Origin of the sequence: Chryseobacterium sp. KCF3-3, from assembly GCF_045865955.1 — a bacterium.
GTDB lineage: Bacteria > Bacteroidota > Bacteroidia > Flavobacteriales > Weeksellaceae > Chryseobacterium.
The window spans coordinates 3,041,679-3,061,870 of record NZ_AP035792.1 but is presented as its reverse complement, the minus strand read 5'-3'; the positions used below and the strand labels follow the sequence as shown (position 1 = coordinate 3,061,870).

General features: G+C 37.1%; 13 protein-coding genes, 2 tRNA genes and 1 rRNA gene. 3 read left to right on the top strand and 13 right to left on the bottom strand.

Going from position 1 to position 20,192, the window contains the following annotated elements:
- Positions 1 to 40: 40 nt before the first annotated feature.
- From ACKTTZ_RS13835 to ACKTTZ_RS13820, 4 genes are all read right to left on the bottom strand, one after another.
- Positions 41 to 114 (bottom strand) — tRNA-Ala (locus ACKTTZ_RS13835).
- Between the two features lie 85 nt (positions 115 to 199).
- Positions 200 to 273: transfer RNA gene (locus ACKTTZ_RS13830), tRNA-Ile, on the bottom strand.
- Positions 274 to 484: 211 nt separating this feature from the next.
- Positions 485 to 2,001, bottom strand: a 16S ribosomal RNA gene (locus tag ACKTTZ_RS13825).
- A 1,125-nt stretch (positions 2,002 to 3,126) separates the two neighbouring features.
- Positions 3,127 to 3,255: a hypothetical protein gene (locus tag ACKTTZ_RS13820; protein WP_407845827.1), complete on the bottom strand. Its 129-nt coding sequence runs from the start codon at positions 3,253 to 3,255 to the stop codon at positions 3,127 to 3,129.
- Between the two features lie 583 nt (positions 3,256 to 3,838).
- Here ACKTTZ_RS13820 and ACKTTZ_RS13815 point away from each other — a divergent pair.
- Positions 3,839 to 6,706, top strand: a complete 2,868-nt coding sequence (locus ACKTTZ_RS13815) for a pitrilysin family protein (protein ID WP_253318231.1) — start codon at positions 3,839 to 3,841, stop codon at positions 6,704 to 6,706.
- Positions 6,707 to 6,784: 78 nt separating this feature from the next.
- Here the strand turns inward: ACKTTZ_RS13815 and ACKTTZ_RS13810 are convergent, their stop codons facing one another.
- The 3 genes from ACKTTZ_RS13810 to ACKTTZ_RS13800 form a co-directional block, all read right to left on the bottom strand.
- Positions 6,785 to 7,861, bottom strand: a complete 1,077-nt coding sequence (locus tag ACKTTZ_RS13810; RefSeq protein WP_253316904.1) for a GNAT family N-acetyltransferase — start codon at positions 7,859 to 7,861, stop codon at positions 6,785 to 6,787.
- The gene (locus tag ACKTTZ_RS13805; RefSeq protein WP_407845826.1) at positions 7,858 to 8,856 is read right to left on the bottom strand and encodes a polysaccharide deacetylase family protein; all 999 of its coding nucleotides are present in this window, start codon (positions 8,854 to 8,856) and stop codon (positions 7,858 to 7,860) included. The genes ACKTTZ_RS13810 and ACKTTZ_RS13805 overlap by 4 nt, the downstream gene beginning before the upstream one ends.
- Before the next feature lie 71 nt (positions 8,857 to 8,927).
- Positions 8,928 to 11,066: a S46 family peptidase gene (locus ACKTTZ_RS13800; protein ID WP_253316902.1), complete on the bottom strand. Its 2,139-nt coding sequence runs from the start codon at positions 11,064 to 11,066 to the stop codon at positions 8,928 to 8,930.
- 474 nt (positions 11,067 to 11,540) lie between these two features.
- Between ACKTTZ_RS13800 and ACKTTZ_RS13795 the strand changes: the two genes are divergently transcribed.
- Positions 11,541 to 12,026 carry a copper resistance protein NlpE gene (locus tag ACKTTZ_RS13795; RefSeq protein WP_407845825.1) on the top strand — a complete coding sequence of 162 codons (486 nt, stop codon included), beginning with the start codon at positions 11,541 to 11,543 and terminating at the stop codon, positions 12,024 to 12,026.
- A 41-nt stretch (positions 12,027 to 12,067) separates the two neighbouring features.
- On the opposite strand, the gene ACKTTZ_RS13790 is transcribed toward ACKTTZ_RS13795, so the two are convergent.
- Positions 12,068 to 12,715, bottom strand: a complete 648-nt coding sequence (locus ACKTTZ_RS13790; protein WP_407845824.1) for an MgtC/SapB family protein — start codon at positions 12,713 to 12,715, stop codon at positions 12,068 to 12,070.
- A 231-nt stretch (positions 12,716 to 12,946) separates the two neighbouring features.
- Between ACKTTZ_RS13790 and ACKTTZ_RS13785 the strand changes: the two genes are divergently transcribed.
- On the top strand, positions 12,947 to 13,345 hold the full coding sequence (locus ACKTTZ_RS13785) for an immunity 22 family protein (protein WP_407845823.1): 399 nt from the start codon (positions 12,947 to 12,949) through the stop codon (positions 13,343 to 13,345).
- Between the two features lie 79 nt (positions 13,346 to 13,424).
- On the opposite strand, the gene polA is transcribed toward ACKTTZ_RS13785, so the two are convergent.
- The 5 genes from polA to ACKTTZ_RS13760 all read right to left on the bottom strand — a co-directional run bounded on the left by polA (position 13,425) and on the right by ACKTTZ_RS13760 (position 20,189).
- Positions 13,425 to 16,265: a DNA polymerase I gene (gene polA / locus ACKTTZ_RS13780; RefSeq protein WP_407845822.1), complete on the bottom strand. Its 2,841-nt coding sequence runs from the start codon at positions 16,263 to 16,265 to the stop codon at positions 13,425 to 13,427.
- 164 nt (positions 16,266 to 16,429) lie between these two features.
- A complete protein-coding gene (gene tssD / locus ACKTTZ_RS13775) occupies positions 16,430 to 16,843 on the bottom strand; it encodes a type VI secretion system tube protein TssD (RefSeq protein ID WP_034697132.1) in 414 nt (137 codons plus the stop codon).
- A gap of 356 nt (positions 16,844 to 17,199) precedes the next feature.
- The gene (locus ACKTTZ_RS13770) at positions 17,200 to 18,510 is read right to left on the bottom strand and encodes a hypothetical protein (RefSeq protein ID WP_034697133.1); all 1,311 of its coding nucleotides are present in this window, start codon (positions 18,508 to 18,510) and stop codon (positions 17,200 to 17,202) included.
- Between the two features lie 74 nt (positions 18,511 to 18,584).
- Positions 18,585 to 19,121, bottom strand: coding sequence for a hypothetical protein (locus ACKTTZ_RS13765; RefSeq protein WP_034697134.1), 537 nt, complete (start codon positions 19,119 to 19,121; stop codon positions 18,585 to 18,587).
- 15 nt (positions 19,122 to 19,136) lie between these two features.
- Complete coding sequence (locus tag ACKTTZ_RS13760) at positions 19,137 to 20,189, bottom strand: LysM peptidoglycan-binding domain-containing protein (RefSeq protein ID WP_034697136.1); 1,053 nt, start codon at positions 20,187 to 20,189, stop codon at positions 19,137 to 19,139.
- Positions 20,190 to 20,192 lie beyond the last annotated feature (3 nt).

Below are 20,192 nucleotides of genomic sequence, written 5' to 3'. Positions count from 1 at the left end.
TGGCTCCATTCGTAACTTTTAAATCAGTCTTCCAAAACTGTGGAGAATAAGGGAGTCGAACCCTTGACCTCCTGCGTGCAAGGCAGGCGCTCTAGCCAGCTGAGCTAATTCCCCGCTAGTTTAGATGTTAGTAGTTAGAAGTTAGAGATTAGTAAAAACTAACTTCTAATTTCTAGATTCTAACCTCTATTTTAATTAGTAGTCTCGGGCAGGCTCGAACTGCCGACCTCTACATTATCAGTGTAGCGCTCTAACCAGCTGAGCTACGAGACTTTGTTTTAGATGTTAGATTTTAGATACTAGATGTTAGACTAATCTCTAACTTCTAATTTCTAACTTCTTTTCTAAATCTCTTTCCCTATACTAATTTCTAGTGGGTTTTGTATTTTTATATAGCAACCAAACAAAAAACTAAAGCTATTGCTTTAAGTAAGTATATTGTATCTTACGATACTGATTTTGTTTAACGTCTTAAGACGCTCTAAAATGAGATGTTCCAGCCGCACCTTCCGGTACGGCTACCTTGTTACGACTTAGCCCTAGTTACCTGTTTTACCCTAGGCAGCTCCTGTTACGGTCACCGACTTCAGGTACCCCAGACTTCCATGGCTTGACGGGCGGTGTGTACAAGGCCCGGGAACGTATTCACCGCGCCATGGCTGATGCGCGATTACTAGCGATTCCAGCTTCATAGAGTCGAGTTGCAGACTCCAATCCGAACTGAGACCGGCTTTCGAGATTTGCATCACTTCGCAGTGTAGCTACCCTCTGTACCGGCCATTGTATTACGTGTGTGGCCCAAGGCGTAAGGGCCGTGATGATTTGACGTCATCCCCACCTTCCTCTCTACTTGCGTAGGCAGTCTCACTAGAGTCCCCAACTTAATGATGGCAACTAGTGACAGGGGTTGCGCTCGTTGCAGGACTTAACCTAACACCTCACGGCACGAGCTGACGACAACCATGCAGCACCTTGAAAAATGTCCGAAGAAAAGTCTATTTCTAAACCTGTCATTTCCCATTTAAGCCTTGGTAAGGTTCCTCGCGTATCATCGAATTAAACCACATAATCCACCGCTTGTGCGGGCCCCCGTCAATTCCTTTGAGTTTCAAACTTGCGTTCGTACTCCCCAGGTGGCTAACTTATCACTTTCGCTTAGTCTCTGAAGCTTGCGCTCCAAAAACGAGTTAGCATCGTTTACGGCGTGGACTACCAGGGTATCTAATCCTGTTCGCTCCCCACGCTTTCGTCCATCAGCGTCAGTTGTTGCTTAGTAACCTGCCTTCGCAATTGGTGTTCTAAGTAATATCTATGCATTTCACCGCTACACTACTTATTCCAGCTACTTCAACAACACTCAAGACTTGCAGTATCAATGGCAGTTTCACAGTTAAGCTGTGAGATTTCACCACTGACTTACAAATCCGCCTACGGACCCTTTAAACCCAATAAATCCGGATAACGCTTGCACCCTCCGTATTACCGCGGCTGCTGGCACGGAGTTAGCCGGTGCTTATTCGTATAGTACCTTCAGCTAGATACACGTATCTAGGTTTATCCCTATACAAAAGAAGTTTACAACCCATAGGGCCGTCGTCCTTCACGCGGGATGGCTGGATCAGGCTCGCACCCATTGTCCAATATTCCTCACTGCTGCCTCCCGTAGGAGTCTGGTCCGTGTCTCAGTACCAGTGTGGGGGATCACCCTCTCAGGCCCCCTAAAGATCGTAGACTTGGTGAGCCGTTACCTCACCAACTATCTAATCTTGCGCGTGCCCATCTCTATCCACCGGAGTTTTCAATATTAAATGATGCCATTCAATATATTATGGGGTATTAATCTTCCTTTCGAAAGGCTATCCCCCTGATAAAGGCAGGTTGCACACGTGTTCCGCACCCGTACGCCGCTCTCAAGATCCCGAAGAATCTCTACCGCTCGGCTTGCATGTGTTAGGCCTCCCGCTAGCGTTCATCCTGAGCCAGGATCAAACTCTCCATTGTATGTTTGTCTGACTCACTCAAAGTTTTTAACGCTTTAGTTTTTCCTTACTTGGTTGTTATATTGTATGTCAATGATCTTTATATCTTTCGCTTTTTAACGTAGCAATCTTTCTGTCAGTGTTGCTCCGTATTTGCGAGTGCAAAAGTAAAACTTTATTTTGAATTGACCAAATGTTTTTGAAGAAAATTTTAAAGTTTTTTAAGTAACCTTAATTCTTCCTAAACCTTCAATCTATCTACTCCTGCGCTCCCTCTAATTGGGACTGCAAAGATAATAACTATTTTTTAACTGACAACTTTTTTTATAAAAAAATTAAAGTTTTTTTTCGTCCTTATCTTATGAAGTATTTCTTTGTTTCTGCCTATCTAAAGGCTCTTCTGCGCTACTGAATGTCTTTCGTTTTTCAGTGGGGCAAAGATAGAAACTTCACACACACTACGCAACTTTATTTAACTTAAATTTTACCTTTTATTAATATTTAAACCTAATACACTGGAACGCAGGGAGAAAAATTTCAAACATTTGTTTGGAGGATCGGGGGAGTGTGAGAGTGTGGGAGGGTTTGAGAGAGTGAGAGGGGATGATTCGAAGGGCGGGAGGCGGGGTTTTGGGGTGTGGAGGGATCAAAATAATGGGTATATAATTATATATAGAATAGCTTTTTTAAATTAATAGCCTATATATAAGTTTTGGCTAAAGCCGGCTTAAGGAGTTATTTTTTACTAAACGGGCTAAAGCCCGTTCCTATTGAATAGTTATAATGAACCACAGATGACACAGATTGACACAGAGAAGATGTTTGCTTTTATAGTATATATAATATAAAGTAATAAGATGTAACTCCTATACCCGTAATTAAAATGCTTCGACTCTGCTCAGCATGACACTGCTAATACTAACTGATAAAATGCCTTAGACATTATACTGTCATTTCACTTTCCTTTATTAAAACTCTCGTAAAGAAGTTGGGATGCCTGCGCAATGACACAAGGGGAATAACGGTATATCTCTACACTCGTTATTTTATAGAATTTATAGATTTAGCTCCTATACCCGTAATTAAAATGCTTCGACTCTGCTCAGCATGACACTAGCTAATACTAACTGTTAAAATGCCTTAGACATTATACTGCCATTTTACTTCCTTTAAGACTCTCGTAAAGAAGTTGGGATGCCTGAGGAATGACACAAGGGAAATAGAGATTGATACTCAATAACCAGCTTCCATAGAAATCAGCAAGATGAGAATTCAATACAAATGTTCCTTTTCTACCGGGAAACCCGAAACCCGTAACACAATAACCCGAACCTCATCATTCATCATTCATAATTCATCATTTATAATTTATAATTCATCATTTACAACTCCTCCCCTAGCCCTGATAGTAATGGTTACCCCGCAGCTGGGGTTGGAGGGTGGATGGGTTTGGGTGTGGGAGACCCTTCGGCTTCGCTCTGGGTGACAGCGTGGGAGAGCGCTGGCGCGAGGAGTATGAATGGATAGCAGGATGAAGCTCCTGAGAAAGTTCGAGAGTTGGAGAGTTGGAGAGTTTGAGAGTTTGAGAGTTGGAGGGTTTGAGGGTGGGAGTTTGAGGGTGGGAGGATGAGAGAGTTGGTGAGAAATAGGAAATTGTGCTTTTAAAGAATGGGAATATGAAATTGCAGTGAGAGTATATATATGATGGGATGCAGGATTGGGAAACAGTTTCTTTGGAATGATTCACCTTCTCAACTGTAATAATAGATGTAATAATGATAAAAAGAGGTCTACATTTTTTTTGATTCCTTACATTTGTAGTGCATTCCGGTTTCTAAGGAATGAAATGAGTTTTATATATGACAGACAGAAAATATAAGGAAACGGTACATACAGATAAAAACCAATACGACTATATTACGGTAACCCACGACGAAAATAACGTCAGAATCTATACTTTGAAAAATGGATTAAAGGTTTTTCTTGCTCAGAATTTTGATGCTCCAAGAATACAGACTTTCATTCCTGTAAGAACAGGAAGTAATAATGACCCTTCTGATAATACAGGTTTGGCTCATTACCTTGAACATATGATGTTTAAAGGAACGTCTCACATCGGAACTCAGAACTGGGAAAAGGAAAAAGAACTTCTTGATCAGATCTCATCTTTATATGAAGAGCATAAGGCAGAACAGGACTCTGAGAAGAAAAGAGAAATCTATAAAAAGATTGATGAAGTTTCTCAGGAAGCGAGTCAATATGCCATTGCCAATGAGTATGACAAAGCAATCTCTTCTCTGGGAGCGAGTGGAACCAATGCTCATACCTGGTTTGATGAAACGGTTTACAAAAATAATATTCCGAATAACGAACTTGAAAAATGGCTGAAAATAGAAAAGGAAAGATTCTCTGAAATTGTCCTTCGTCTTTTTCATACCGAGCTGGAATCGGTATACGAGGAGTTCAACAGAGCGCAGGACAATGATACAAGACTTGTGAACTACGAACTGATGGATGCTCTTTTCCCCACTCATCCAAATGGACAGCAAACGACACTTGGAAAACCGGAACACCTGAAGAATCCATCGATGAAGGCTATTCATAAGTATTTTGATGAATATTATGTTCCTAATAATTATGCCATGGTACTGGTTGGGGATTTTGATTTTGAAGAGACCATTCAGTTAATCGATCAATATTTCGGGACTTTACCTTATAAGGAGCTTCCTAAAAAAACACCTGTTATTGAAGAACCTATTACAAAAGTTGTAACAAGAACGGTAAAAAGTCCTACTACTCCACGCGCTCAGCTTGCATGGAGAACAGATAGCTATGGTACAAGAGAAGCAATGCTGGCTGATGTGGTTGCGAATATCCTCAGCAACCGAGGGGAAGCCGGATTACTGGATCTGCATATCAATCAAACTCAAAAAATGCTTTGGGCTCAGGCTTTTTCTGTGGGGTTAAGACAATATGGATATTTTTCTATTGTTGCTGTTCCCAAGGAAACACAAACTCTGGAGGAAGCCAAGAATATGGTACTGGATGAAATTGAGCTGATCAAGAAAGGAGATTTTCCGGACTGGATGCTGCCGGCAATCATCAATGATTTCAAACTTCAGAGAATGAAAGGTCTTGAAACTGCCGAAGGACTGGCCACTAACCTTTATGATTCTTATATAAAAGGAAGAACCTGGGAAGAGGAACTGAATGAAATGGATGAATATGCCGCTTTCACTAAAGAGGATGTTGTAAATTTTGCCAATGATTTTTTCAAAGAAAATTATGTGGTTGTCAATAAAGAAAAAGGAGTCAATGACAAATTGATCAGGGTTGAGAATCCTGGGATTACTCCTGTTAAGATCAACCGTGATACACAATCTGAATTTTTGAAAGAGATTCTGGCAGATAAAACGGAGGATATTAAACCCGAGTTTATCGATTATCAGAAAGAAATCATCACGGATCAGCTTAACGGAAAGAAATTAAGCTTTGTAAAGAATAAGTATAACGATATCGCTCAGCTGCATTTCATTTTTCCTTTTGGAAGTGATAATGACAGAGATTTAGGGATTTCAACTCAGCTTCTGCAGTATCTAGGAACGGATACGCTTTCACCGGAAGATTTAAAAAAGGAATTCTTTAAAATCGGGATCAGCAATGATTTTAAAACAACGAACAACCAGCTTATTATTTCTTTAAGCGGATTAGAAGAAAATATAGAAAAGGGAATCGGTCTTCTTCAGCACTGGATGCATGACGTACAACCTGATCAGGAAATCTACAATCAGTTTGTGGGCACAGTACTGGAAAACCGTGAAGCCATTAAGAAAGATAAAAACCGAATTATAACGGCACTCAACAATTACACGAAGCTGGGCAGCAACTCCCGTTTTACGGATGTTATTTCTAAGGAAGAGCTTGAAAGCAGCAATTCTGAAGTATTCACCAACAGAATGAAGAAGCTTTTCCAATATCCTTATCAGGCATTTTTCTATGGCAAAAATTTTGAAAACTTTAAAGAATACATTGGTCAGTATATCAAGCCTGAAAGTCTTCAGATCCCGGAAGCTAAGCAATATCCGGAACCAGCAACGGGAGGAAATGTGAATTTCATCAACTATGATATGGTTCAGATGGAAATGAGTAAGATTGGAAAAGGAAACGAGGTGAATCCACTTCATTTCGGAAAGATCAATGTTTTCAATGAATATTTTGGAAGAGGATTATCTTCTATTGTTTTCCAGGAGATGCGTGAAAGTAAAAGTCTTGCTTACTCTGCTTATGTTTCTTATGCTGCAAACTCTGAGCTGAAACATCCGGACTATGTGACAACGTATATCGGAACTCAGCCTGACAAACTGATGATCGCTGTAGATACGTTGAATGAACTGATGAACGAACTTCCTGAAGTACCTATTCAGTTTGAAAATGCCAGAAATGCAGCGCTGAAACAGATTGCCTCAACAAGGGTTACCCGAAATAATATATTCTTCAACACCTTAAGGCTACAGAAACTGAACATCTATCATGATTTCAGAAAGGACATCTATGGACAGATCCAGAACCTGAAGTTTGAAGATATCGAACATTTTTACCAGACGGAAGTTCAATCAATACATTTTAATACGGCCATTATCGGTAAAAAGGAGAACCTTGATATGGAAGCTGTCAATAAAATGGGAACATTTAAAGAAGTAAGTCTGAAAGATATATTCGGACATTAAAAAACAAACCGCACGATAGGATTATCGTGCGGTTTGTTTTTATAAGTGATGAATAATAATTTATAATTCCTCATTCTATTACGTCATCATACAATCTCCGTCTCCATCCTGATAATTTGGTTCAAAATGATCAGGAAGTAATTCCAGCAGGTTTTTGTGAAACAGATATTCCCGTTTGAAATCACGTTCGTAGATAGGGGAAAATACTTTTGACTGTTGTATTTCTTTGTTCAATAGGGTTTGATAAGAAGTAAAACCTTTTACTTTATGGCTTACAATGAAGTCCTGTAAAAACCGAACAACCTCATCTAAATTACCATCTGCAAAAAGGTAAGGGATTTTAAGATAGCCATCACGGAGCTGTAACAGAAAACAGGAGGTGAGCTTATTATTTTGATCGAAAATTTTGATCCAGAAATATTTAAAGATCTCAGCAAAACTTGAAAAGAAGTATTTTTCATCTTTTTTTCCTTCCAAAACCCAAGGATGATTGATAAAAGTGTTGATTTCATCTGCATCACGTCTCCCAGAAAATCCATTAATAAAATCTACACTTTCTTTGTCGATCTGATCCAGAACTTCATATTTGAAATCCGGTTTTGATGCTGTAAGATTCTTTATTGAAATCAATCCATTGGCGGCAACATCCAGAATTTGAAAAAGAGGTCTCAACGGTTTTGTTCCCGGTTTCTTTTCAGGAATCATTTTGGCTGCATCGGTTCTGAAGTAATAGCGTTTCCCTTCTTTAGGAAAGACATATTCAAAAACACCCATAATATTGTAGAGTGCTTCGGCTTCTTTAGTAAATTCTGTAATAGCGATTCTGCCCTCGTACTCTTCAAAAACTCTTTTCAGTAATGCTTTTGCCGGTCTTTTTTTTCTGTATTCAGGGTTTACATATAAAGTGCTCAGCCATGCGTAACGGATTCCTTTTCCATCAATGGTAAAATTATCCGGAAAACATCCTACGTAACCTACCAGTTTTTCTTCATAGAAAGCCAGAATAAGAAGAACATCTTTATCTGATGCTTTTGGATTTTGAATATGAGACAGTGCACGGTGCCTTGTAATGGGAAGAAAATCATATTGCTGAAAATCTCCGGAGGATATAAAATCTTCCAGTTCCCTTCTATTGAATGTTTTCAGCGTTATCATTCTCTAATAATTGTATTTTTATGGATGAGTTTTTTCAGTCTGAAGTAAGCGATTTCCTTTTTTAAGGTCTCTACTCCGCTCTCTCCCATTTCCATTGGAATTCGTTGAAAGTTTCTTTGTATACTGTCCAGTTTGACACCAGCACAACCAAAACTGCAGTAGATTTCTTCATTTTTATAGAGTTCATCAAAAAAATCTTTCTTTACTTCAAAATCGGTAAACGGAAAGGCGAAACTTTCATACAGGAAATCATTTTCTTTTAAATAATGAAAAGTCTTATCTGTTGTTTCCATTTGTTCTTTCAAAGATAAATCTCCATATTTCGGATGATCCCAGCTGTGCGAAGAAATTCCGAAACCTTTGTTGGTAAGTTCTTTTAATTCTTCTGTTGTTAAATAAGGTTTAAATTCCTTTGAATAAGCCTTAAAATCAATTTCAAATTTTTCTGCAAGCTGATCCAGAATATCTTTTTCCTGATAATTTATGGATAAGATTTTCTTTTGTAAAACACGTCTGTCTACATTTTTCAACGACAGGATAAAATAAATTTCAGGATCTATGGTTTTTATTTTTTCAGCAGCATCGGCAAGAAGGCTTGCTTTACATCTGAACATCATATCTTCATTGTCTATGAAAGCGGGATTGATAAAATTACAGGCATAAATTCCTTTTCGTTCCAGAATGGGAGCTACAACATCATAGAATTCTCTGAAGCCGTCATCAAAAGTGAGCATGGCAATCTTTTTCTGAGGTTTGAAATTCCCGAACGTATATTCTTTAAACTCCTGCCAGTTTACAAACTGAAAATGTTTTGCGATATAATCCAGATCATTTTCAAACTGTTGAGTCGTCTTATAACGGATCACATGTTTTAAATGAGAAAGTTCTTTATCGGAAACACTATGATAAAGCGGCAGACAATAGTCCAGCGGAAATGATTTCCCGATATTCTCAGATTCAAAAGCTGCCAAAACATTGATGATCCTGTCTTTCATCCTATTTTAAATAAAAAAGAATCTATTCAAAATTAAATTCAAATAGATTCTTAAAGGTATAACTTTTAAAATTATTTTATAATTTTCATTTCATCAACAAGCCACCTTGAATCAGCGAACTTATCGATGATGAAAAGGATATATTTTGTATCTACCATGATGTTTCTGCTGAAACGTGGATCATAATTGATATCACTCATTGTTCCTTCCCACTGTCTGTCGAAATTCAATCCAACAAGGTTTCCGTTGGCATCAAGAGCAGGGCTTCCGGAGTTTCCTCCGGTTGTGTGGTTGGTAGCAGTGAATCCTACGGGAACGTCACCTGTTTTATCTTTATAGATTCCGAAATCCTTTTTGTTGTAAAGATCAATCAGTTTCTTTGGAACATCAAATTCGTAATCTCCAGGAACATATTTTTCCATTACCCCTGCAAGGTGAGTCTGATATCCGTAAGAAACAGCGTCTCTAGGAGTAGAACCTTTTACTTTTCCATACGTTACACGAAGTGTTGAGTTGGCATCCGGGAAGAATTTTCTGTCTTTATCCGTCTGCATCTGCTGTGCCATAAACTTTTTCTGTAAGGCATCAATTTTTGCCTGCATAGAAGTATATTGTGGGTCAGCAGTTTTCATATACGTTTCTTTCATGGAAACATATAATTGATAAATTGGATCTTTCTTTAAAGTCTTGATTAATTTATCCTGATTAGAAAACGCTTTATCAATATCTGTAGTCAATGCTCCTCCGTTTACAGCAGTTCTTCCTGTGATGATAGAGTTTTTAGACATATCTTCTACTACAGGAATATTAGCATTCTCATCTTTATACTTGTTGAATCCTGCCGGTAAAAACTGTGTTGCCGTTTTATTCACGTATAAAGCCAATAGTTTTGCAGTTACTTTTGCATCAAGTTCAGCACTGTAATCCTTATAAAAAGAAGTTAATTTTGATTTTAATTTTGAAAGTTCCTTTTCATCCATTCTTCCAGCTTCTACAGAAGCTACGAAATCATAATAATCACCAGCAAGCTTCAAAGTCTCCGCATTTCTGATTACTTCTGTATAGTAAGCATTGTTTAATGCATAAGGAGCCTGATCATTGTACAGTTTATTCAACTGATCCAGAGTAGTCTTGATCTCCGGATTTTTAGCAACCAAAGAACCTTCATACATTACTTTCTTTTCTACGGCATTGGATTTTTTCAATCCTTCTACTTCACCGATCCATTTTTTCCAATAGTTCGCTACTGAAGCATATTTGGATGCATATTTGATACGCGTTTCATTGTCAACACGCATTTTTTCGTCCAACGTTTTTAAAGCGACATCACGTACCGCAATTCTTGCAGGATCAATATCTTTCATGATCTTTTCTACCCCAATTGCAGGAAGATATTCTGTAGTTCTTCCCGGGAATCCGAATACAAAAGTAAAATCGTTCTCGTTTTTATCTTTGATAGAAACCGGTAAATAGTGTTTTGGAACGTAAGGTACATTGTCTTTTGAGTATTCTGCAGGTTTGTTGTTCTTGTCTGCATAAATTCTGAACATAGAGAAATCTCCGGTATGTCTAGGCCAAACCCAGTTGTCCGTATCGCTTCCGAATTTCCCGATGCTTTGAGGAGGTGCTCCTACAAGACGGATATCTTTATACGTTTCGATGGTGTAAGCATAGTATTTGTTTCCATAATACATTGGCTTTACCATGATCGACTGGTAAGATTCAATTTTCTGAGAGTTTTTATACACCTCAATATTGTTGTTGATCCTTTTAGTAAGCTCAGGCTCTGTAAGATTGTCTGTACCATCTAATATTGGATCAGTAACTTCTTTTATATCTACAATAAAATCTACTTTTACTCCCGGGTTAGGAAGTTCACCTTCTGTATTTTTTGCCCAGAATCCGTTTGAAAGAAGATCATTCTGAACGGTAGAATGTGCCTGAATCTGACCAAAACCACAGTGATGGTTCGTTAAAAGCAATCCTTTAGGCGAAATAATTTCTGCAGTACATCCGCCATTAAACTGTACTACCGCATCTTTAATGCTTGGTTTCTGAGGATTGAAAATATCTTTTGCAGAAATCTTCATTCCTAAATCCTTCATTTCCTTTTCATTCAGCTCCGTAGGAATCCACATTCCTCCATATTGTTGCGCAAATGCCATTGCAGCTGGCAAAAGAAATACAGATAAAAGTATCTTTTTTGTCATAATCAAAATTTTGCCCAATTTACAAAGAAAAATAGGAACAGACTTTATAAAACACGTAGAAAAGTTATTAAGAGTTCTTTTTTGAAAATATGGATAGGCAATGGTCAGTTTTGCTTCGTAAGTGAATGGTGAATTTTTATAATTAAAAATAAGTAAATTCATCAAAAATTGACAAGCGAAGTGAATTGACTATTCACTATTCACTATTCACGACTCATTCAAAAATTGGATCGTCAATGGTCAATTTTGCTTCGCAAGTGAATAGTGAATTTTTATAATTAAAAATAAGTAAATTCATTAAAAGTTGAAAAGCGAAGCAAATTCACCATTCACCATTCACCATTCACCATTCACCATTCACCATTCACTATTCACCATTCACTACTTATTCACTCATCCTATCCCTTCCCTATGGCTCAGTTTTTGTTGATTGGAAGTAACTTTATTATTAAAAACATCCTTAAATTAATTATTATGATGAAAAGTAAAATGCTCATGTTGGGAATGGCATCTGTTCTATTCCTTGCTTCATGTTCTAAAAAGGAAACCACTGAAACAACCGCTACTACAGATTCTGCAACGGCAGTACAGCCTGCTGCTACCGACAGTATTACAAAAGCAACTCCTACAGCAGCCGGAGATACTTCTGAAAATGCTTTAGACTGGGCAGGTACTTATGAAGCAACTGTTCCGTGTGCTGATTGTCCGGGAATCAAGACTTCATTGACATTGAATGATGATAAAACATTCAGCATTACAGAAGAATATCTTGACAGAAATTCAAAGAACCAGGATAAAGGATCTTTCATCTGGGATGCTACAGGAAGCATGATTACTTTAAAGGGAAAATCTGCCAGCTATAAATATAAAGTGGGTGAGAATATGCTGATTCAGCTGGATATGGAAGGAAAAGAGATCGATGGTCCGAATAAGGATCATTATGTATTTAAGAAAAAATAAAAATAAAGGCTCAGGCCTTTATTTTTTTGCTTTTATATCGTCTAAAACTGGTAAGCTGTAATCTTCGGATCATCTATGAGCCTTCTGATCACTTCTTCATGATGACTGTTTTTACCTGTCAGCCTCCAGATAACTGTTAAACTCTCCGGTGAATATTGCTGTTTGAGCATCTGATATCTTAAATGATGTTCTTTGAAAAGCGCCTCACAATATTGGATATCTGAAGCATGCGTCAAAGCAATTTTATATTCTCTTACTTTATTATAATTATCAATGAAATTCTGAAGATAGGTTAAAGCACTCAAAACAATCAAAACTAACGCTGTTCCCAGAAGTGCAATATAAATATAGCCGGAACCTACCGCCATTCCTATAGAAGCCGTGGCCCAAATAGTAGTTGCTGTAGTAATTCCTTCAATTTTATTATCTCCTTTGAAAATGACGCCTGCTCCCAGAAATCCGATTCCTGTAATGATATTAGCTGCCAGACGATCCGGATTGGCCACGCCTATTTTTATGGAAAGTATGGTAAACAGACAGGCTCCGAAACACACCAGGATAAAAGTTCTGAGGCCTGCAGATTTGTTACGGTATTCACGCTCAGCACCAATGAACAGTCCGAGAATAACTGAAATAAGAATCAGCAGCAATTCATTTTTAATAGCGTAATGGTCCTGAAGAAAATCCATTTTTTTTCATTTAAACTGAGAATAAATTTACAATAAAATACCATTAAGGAACTATCTTTGCTGCAGAGATTTTGTGTTGTTACCCCAAAAATTTATTTCACGAAAAAACTTTTGTAATATTACATTTTAATTGAAACAATTTTCTTGTATAAAAGCAGTACTGAAAGTATTGCTCATCAACAGGAAAGATCTTGCTTATAAAAAATCAAAAAATAATACTTTTATACAATTATGGACAAAGAAATTTCACACTTCTGGTTAGGATATTTCAAGAATGAAGAAGACTTTTATAGCTTTATAGAAGAGGATGAAAACTACTATATAGAGGAAGAAACTGATGATCAGTATGTTTCCAAGTTTGCAGAATCACAGAACATTAAGTGGTTTGACGATGACTTTATAGAATATGGTTTTGAGGATGAAAACCTTAGTCTTTATGACAAGTTTGCAGAATATTCCTATGCAGACCAATGGATTCCAATCTTAGAGAAAAAATTGAATGAACTAAGTCTGGATACGCCTGTAAATGCTATCATTTTTGCAACAAGATTTGTGATTCCTAATCCTGTTTCTGTAGAAAATGATGATTATTCTCTGCATTATGTGGGGGAAATAGAATATGATATTTAAGAAGACAATTAAACATAAAAATAAAACTTCCGCCCAAAAGACGGAAGTTTTTTATTTAAGGTATGATTTACAGTATTTATTAATGCGCTTCCAGCCAGTTATCTCCTACTCCAATTTCTACCAATAGTGGAACCTGTGTTTTTAAGGCGCTTTCCATTTCAGTTTTGATCAATTTTGAAGCGGTATCAATCTCGTCTACCGGAGATTCAAATACCAATTCGTCATGTACCTGAAGCAGCATTTTTGTTTTAAGTTGCTGCTCATCAAGTTCTCTGTCTATTTTAATCATGGCAAGCTTTACAACATCTGCTGCACTTCCCTGAACAGGCGCATTCACCGCATTTCTTTCTGCATGTCCTCTTACCACAAAATTATTGGAATTAATATCTTTCAAATGACGTTTTCTTCCTAAAATGGTTTCCACATATCCTACCTGGCGTGCTTTGTTCACCTGTTCTGCCATGTATTCCTTCAATTTCGGATAGGTTTCGAAATAAGCTTCGATCATTTGTTTAGCTTCTGTACGGGATAATCCGGTTTGTTCTGCCAAAGCAAAAGCTCCCTGTCCATAGATAATTCCGAAGTTTACGGTTTTAGCCTGACTTCTCTGGGTTTTTGAAACCTCAGCCAAAGGAATTTTAAAGAGTTTTGCAGCTGTAGAAGCGTGGATATCTTCTCCATCCTGGAAAGCTTTAATCATATTATCCTCTCCGGAAATTTCAGCAATCAAACGAAGTTCAATCTGTGAATAATCGGCAGAAATAATCTTCTTTCCTTCTCCGGAAACAAATGCTCCACGAATCTGTTGTCCTCTCACCGTTCGGATAGGAATATTCTGCAGGTTCGGGTTTACACTCGCCAAACGGCCTGTAGCGGCTGTAGTCTGTGAAAAGTTGGTATGTACTCTGTTATCTTTTTTCTCAATCTGTGAAGGCAAAGCGTCTACATAGGTTGATTTTAATTTCTGATAGGTTCTGTATTCCAGAATATGCTTGATGATCTCATGTTTTGAACTCAATTTTTGAAGAACATCTTCTGAGGTTGCATATTGTCCTGTCTTTGTTTTTTTAGCTTTTGGATCCAGCTGCATTTTTTCAAACAGAATTTCTCCTAGCTGTTTCGGGGAATTCATATTGAATTCTTCTTCTGAAAGTTCAAAAATCTTCGTTTCCAGCTGTTTCAGATCATTTTCAAGGTCAACACTTTCCTGTGCCAGCCATTTTTCATCCAGGGAAATCCCCGAAAGCTCCATTTTTGCCAATACTTCCATCAGAGGCATTTCGATATTGTAGAAAAGCTCTTCCAGATTTTCCTTTTTCAATTGAGGAGCAAAAAGCTCGTACAACTGGAAAGTTACATCTGCATCTTCTGCCGCATAATCTGTCTGTGTTCTTACATCTGCATCTCTGAAGCTGCCTTGTTTTTTCCCTTTCTTTCCAATAATGGTTTCAATAGATACCGGTTTGTAGTTCAGATACACTTCTGAAAGGTAATCCATCCCGTGCCTTCCATCCGGATTCAGCAGGTAGTGGGCAATCATGGTATCGAACATTGCCCCTTTAACGGTGATGTCGTATTGTTTTAAAACCTTATAATCGTATTTAAGATTGTGAGCAACTTTCAGCAGGTCTTCTTTTTCGAAAAACGGTCTGAAAATCTCCAGGGTCTGCAATACTTCTTCTCTGTTTTCAGAAAGCGGAATATAATAGGCCAATCCTTTCTTGTAAGAGAAGCTCATTCCTACCAGTTCTGCTTCCAGCTCATTCAATGAAGTGGTTTCCGTATCAAAACAAACTACTTTTTGCTGTAATAAGTTGTCAACCAGTTTTTTCTGAGCCTTTGAATTGTCTATATACTGATAAAGGTGATCATTATTCTCAATGGTAGACTTTGTAGAAGTAGCCTGTTCCAGTTCTTCAAAGTTGGCAAAAAGGTCAAGCTGCATCACCTGTCCTTTTACTTCTCCAGCTGCAGAAGCCTGCTTTTCTTTTACTTCTACTTCGTTTACAACTACTGCTTCCACAGTGGCAGGAGCAAAAGCTCTGTAAAGATTTTCATATAGTCTTCTGAATTCTATTTCATCAAAGACTTCTTTTACTTTTTCAAAATCCGGAGTTTCAAGGTCATATTGTTCCTGATGGAATTCTACAGGAGCATCACAGATAATGGTTGCCAGTTTTTTAGACATAATACCACGTTCTGCTGAAGCTTCTACTTTTTCTTTCAACTTTCCTTTCAGCTTATCGGTATTGGCAAGCAACGTTTCGATATTTCCGAATTCTTTCAGGAATTTCATAGCCGTTTTCTCTCCTACTCCTTCTAATCCAGGAATATTATCTACTGCATCTCCCATCATAGCAAGGAAATCTATCACCTGTTTAGGGTCTTCAATCTCATATTTTGCCTTTACTTCTTCAACTCCGAGAATTTCGATATCGCCACCTTTTAAACCTGGCTTATAAATTTTAATTTTATCGGTAACCAGCTGTGCAAAATCCTTATCCGGCGTCACCATGAAAGTGGTATATCCTTCTTTTTCTGCTTTGCATGCAATAGTTCCAATAACATCATCGGCTTCATATCCTTCTACTCCAAGAATCGGAATATGCATTGCTTCCAGAATTTTGTGGATGTATGGAACCGCAATTTTGATCGCTTCAGGAGTTTCACTTCTATTGGCTTTGTAATCTGAATAGTCATCAGTTCTTACACTGGCCTGTCCTACATCAAAAACAACTGCCAGGTGAGTAGGTTTTTCTCTTCTGATCAATTCGATCAAAGAATTGGTAAACCCAAAGATAGCAGAAGTATCCAGTCCTTTGCTGGTAAGTCTCGGATTCCTGATTAGTGCGTAATATCCTCTGAAAATCATCGCATAAGCATCGATGAGAAACAGCCTTTTATCGTGTGTTGCGTCCATATTTTGAATAATGAACAAATATAAGAAAATAGGAGTAAAAATTGGTAGCCCGTTGAAGGGTTTTGGGAATGGAGATTCGGGGTTCGGGGGTTCGAGATGGGGTTAAAAAAACAAAACAGCATACCCGAAGGCATACTGTTTCTTTTTTATTTAAGTTTATGGGATTATTTACCTGAAGAAGGCCATAGTCCAGCGTACTGAGAAGTACCATAGTCAATAGTCTCAGCACTGATTACGAAGCTGATCAGCATACTGTTGCTGTCTACTGCGTCGAAATCTACTTCGTGTTGGATCACATATCCGTTCTCCCATTTCAAAGTGATTAATGTTCCTTCTTCGTGAGATTTGTTGAAAGTGATTTCTCCTACTGTTGGCTTGTATTTACCATTTAATAAACTTTCAAGGATGTCTGACTTTTCAGTAGCTTCTACTGTAACCTTGATTAATGCGTTAGAAGGATCTGATGCTACACGTCCTGAAACGTCTGTAGATCTTGATACACTGTAATTCATTTTTAACAGTTTCTGTCCTTCACCGTTGTTGAATTTTAAGATTCCTCTTGAATTTCTTTCTGCCATGATTGTAAATTTTAATCGTTAGTAATAAATTGTAATTCAATAATTATATAACAAAGATAGCCTCCTTGGTTTTGAAAAAAAAGCAATTGAAGGGAAATCTGAAAAAGTGTCGTAATTGTACGATTTGATGTAGTAGTTCTACGATTTCATGTCGTAATTCTACGACATTAGATTTAAAAACAAAACACAACATACTATAAATAAATATCTTAAATACAAATAAAAATTGCTTTCAAATCACAATTTATTACACCATTTAGAGAAATAAAATACATAAAATTCACTTATATACATAAAAAAAGACCTTATTCAGGTCTGGTTATTTTATCTTTTTTAAATCAAAAAATGGGTTGTGTTTAGGCATCATTTGCTATTACATGAATTCCGTTTCCGGCATCTTCTGCCATTGCATTGGCTAATATTCTTCTTGAGTCTTCAGAAAAATACGTAGCAATAAATGGGAAAAAGAAACCTATGAATCCACCACCTTTTACTCCAAGCTTACCAATATTTTTGATATTCTGCATTTTTATGCTGGGAAGTTCTTTGGCTAAATTCGGTAAGTTTCGGGGACGTACTCTTCCTAAGCCGTCTTTTGCTGTGGCAACCAGAGATTCTGAATATTTGCCGTTACGGATATTTTCTACAATGGCTTTTCCTTCAGGTGTCTTCCATACTTCACGGGAGTCTACTCCTTCTAAAGCAGTTAAATCTTTGGATAAAGCTGTACCCTGTTTTATTTCAATCAGATTTTTCTGCCAATCCTGAACGTACCATTTTCCGTTAAAGAAAATAGGGGTTTTACCATCTCTGCTTGCCAATCCACCTTTTTCATTAAGTTCAAGAATATCCGGACTGGCAAGGTCTGAAGGAGTTATACCTGTCACATTTTTCGGAAAATCTTTTAAATATCCGGGAATTCGGCTGTTTTCATCTGCTTCATTATTCATATCCTGATAATGGCTATTATCTTCCAATGAGTTACTTCTGATTATTTCTCTTTCCCAATAACTTCCTTCGTTCATTACTGCCATGGTTCCACCCATCCACAATAGGGTCTTACCGATCCCCATTTCTACTCCTGCAATCACGATCCCAGCTCCTCCGAAGAAAGAGGCAGCGGCATTGAGAACAATTTCTTTTCCATTATTGCTATCGATTTGCTGTGCATATTTTTTGGCCACAGAATAGCTGAAAATCGGGCTTAATAATCCTCCGGTATCACAAACCAAAATAGAATTCTGGGTGATAGCCCTAAACTTATCGAATGTCACTTTTTCATGTTCAATTTTCCAGCTTCCTTTTCCTAAAGATTCGGTACATAAATGGCTAATTTTTGTAGCATGATAGGCTGCTGCTCCTGCACATGCAAGAACTCCTACTCCCACAGCTAATGCCGCCCAGCCAATAGGACCGGATAACACAAGAAGTGCGCCTACAATAAGCCCCGCTCCAAAACAGAGAAATCCCCACATGGCATTTTTAGGGCTTTTACAGGGAAATTCCTTATTGATATTACGATCTTCTATGGTTAATAAAGGACGTGTTTTATCTGATCCGTAGAAAACAGTAATAGGTTCTCTTGTAGGAATTAATTGTCTTGGTTCTGAATCGGTTTGAAATGTACACACTGTGTAAACATCTTTGGGTATATAGGAAGCACTCATAATGTTACATTTTATTGATTAAAACATCCTGTAAATAGTGAATTTGTCTTTTAAATTTTCAGAGTTTATACGCCTTAATTGTATTGTGAATACCAATAAACATTCTGAAGACTTTTCTTTTCTGTTTTGGAAAAATGGAGTTCTTTCTGAGCCGATATCAGAAATTTTTTAAGTTCGTTCCCTTTTTCTTCTTCATATTTGTTTTTGTATTCAACATCATTTAAGTAAATGTCTGTCTTATTTTTCAAGCGGAATCTGAAGTATATTTTTGAGCTTTGTAATGAGGGTGCTTTGGTTTCATAATCATAAGCGTAAAATCCTTCAATATCTGTCTTGGAATATTTTTCAGGAGTCTGGTTTCCCTTCTGGATATAAAAATAGTTTTCATCAAACCAGATCTTCAACTTCACAGAAATAGCTTTCAGGATCAGATAACAGGTTCCAAAATAAAAGAGGAAAAAAAACATAACGAATGAAAGTCTGAATACTCCTTTAAAGAGAAAATAATACAATGCTCCATAGAAAACCAGACACGGTATAATAACCAGAAGTGTCCTGGCAATATGATAAGGCAAAACGTTATTGAATGTAAACACTTTATTTTCGGCCATACTTAAAAATTACTTTTAATATTCAATTTGTTTTAGATCAAACTGGGTGACAAACTGATAATTATTTTTCACTTCTTCTTTCATTAATGCCGAAGCATTCACAATAGTTCCTGTTTTTTTATCGACCATTCTTCTGATTCTGTAATCATAATTATATTCACTGAAACCATATTCGATAATAGGTTTGTAGAACTTGTTGTATTGTTCTTCCAGCACAGAATTATCTATTTTATCTTTTACAAGTGTTCCCACTGTTCTGAATTCTATAAAATAATCATCTTCTTTTATAATGGTATGCTGCAATTCCAGTTCTATGGGGATATTGACAAATATCTGTGAAATAAACTTCAAAACATCATTTTGTTCCTTTTTTTTACGGGCATCATAATCATTGAACAATACATGATACAAAAGAGACTTGTCATAGGTCTTTCTCAGATTGGCTTCACTCTCAAATTCCAGTCCGCCTCCTTTAATAATATCTTCCGCTGCTTTTGCATTGATTTTTTCGACTTGTCTGTAAAATTCCGAAGCTTTTAATTTAGGCTTAAAAAGTTCCCATTTTTCTTTTATCTGAGGAAAATTCTCTACTCCTTTTATGGTATGGTCATGATTTAAATCGAAAATTACGTTTTCTTTATCAAACTCCAGTTCTTTAACGGCTTCTATAGCAAGAGCCATATTCTCGGGATTTATTTTATACAGATATTCTTTAAGCTTAACTTTAGCTTTTGTGTTGGCTGCATCTTTTTCAACAATGTATTCCTTTTTTGTATTGCAATGGAATGTGATTCTGTCTTCAACCTTTGTAGTATTGAACTGTTCACATCTGTATCTTGCTTTTTGGGGAAATTTTCTGTCTTCTATTGCCTTATTGATTTCTTCACCCGTTTTCTTTTCTAAAAAAAGATATTGCAGATGAATAGGCAGTTTTTCTCCAATAATAAAATTTGTTGTTCCACAATACAGGTTATGGAAATTGATAAGTTCTTTAACCGATGTCCCTTGCTTCTCTGCAAGAGATTCTAAGGTATCTCCTTTTTTAATCTCGTATTTTATAAAATCCATCCT

Coding starts and splice junctions, on each gene's coding strand:
- ACKTTZ_RS13815 (WP_253318231.1), top strand. CDS start 3,839: ATGACAGACAGAAAATATAAGGAAACGGTACATACAGATAAAAACCAA.
- ACKTTZ_RS13810 (WP_253316904.1), bottom strand. CDS start 7,861: ATGATAACGCTGAAAACATTCAATAGAAGGGAACTGGAAGATTTTATA.
- ACKTTZ_RS13805 (WP_407845826.1), bottom strand. CDS start 8,856: ATGAAAGACAGGATCATCAATGTTTTGGCAGCTTTTGAATCTGAGAAT.
- ACKTTZ_RS13800 (WP_253316902.1), bottom strand. CDS start 11,066: ATGACAAAAAAGATACTTTTATCTGTATTTCTTTTGCCAGCTGCAATG.
- ACKTTZ_RS13795 (WP_407845825.1), top strand. CDS start 11,541: ATGATGAAAAGTAAAATGCTCATGTTGGGAATGGCATCTGTTCTATTC.
- ACKTTZ_RS13790 (WP_407845824.1), bottom strand. CDS start 12,715: ATGGATTTTCTTCAGGACCATTACGCTATTAAAAATGAATTGCTGCTG.
- ACKTTZ_RS13785 (WP_407845823.1), top strand. CDS start 12,947: ATGGACAAAGAAATTTCACACTTCTGGTTAGGATATTTCAAGAATGAA.
- polA (WP_407845822.1), bottom strand. CDS start 16,265: ATGGACGCAACACACGATAAAAGGCTGTTTCTCATCGATGCTTATGCG.
- tssD (WP_034697132.1), bottom strand. CDS start 16,843: ATGGCAGAAAGAAATTCAAGAGGAATCTTAAAATTCAACAACGGTGAA.
- ACKTTZ_RS13770 (WP_034697133.1), bottom strand. CDS start 18,510: ATGAGTGCTTCCTATATACCCAAAGATGTTTACACAGTGTGTACATTT.
- ACKTTZ_RS13765 (WP_034697134.1), bottom strand. CDS start 19,121: ATGGCCGAAAATAAAGTGTTTACATTCAATAACGTTTTGCCTTATCAT.
- ACKTTZ_RS13760 (WP_034697136.1), bottom strand. CDS start 20,189: ATGGATTTTATAAAATACGAGATTAAAAAAGGAGATACCTTAGAATCT.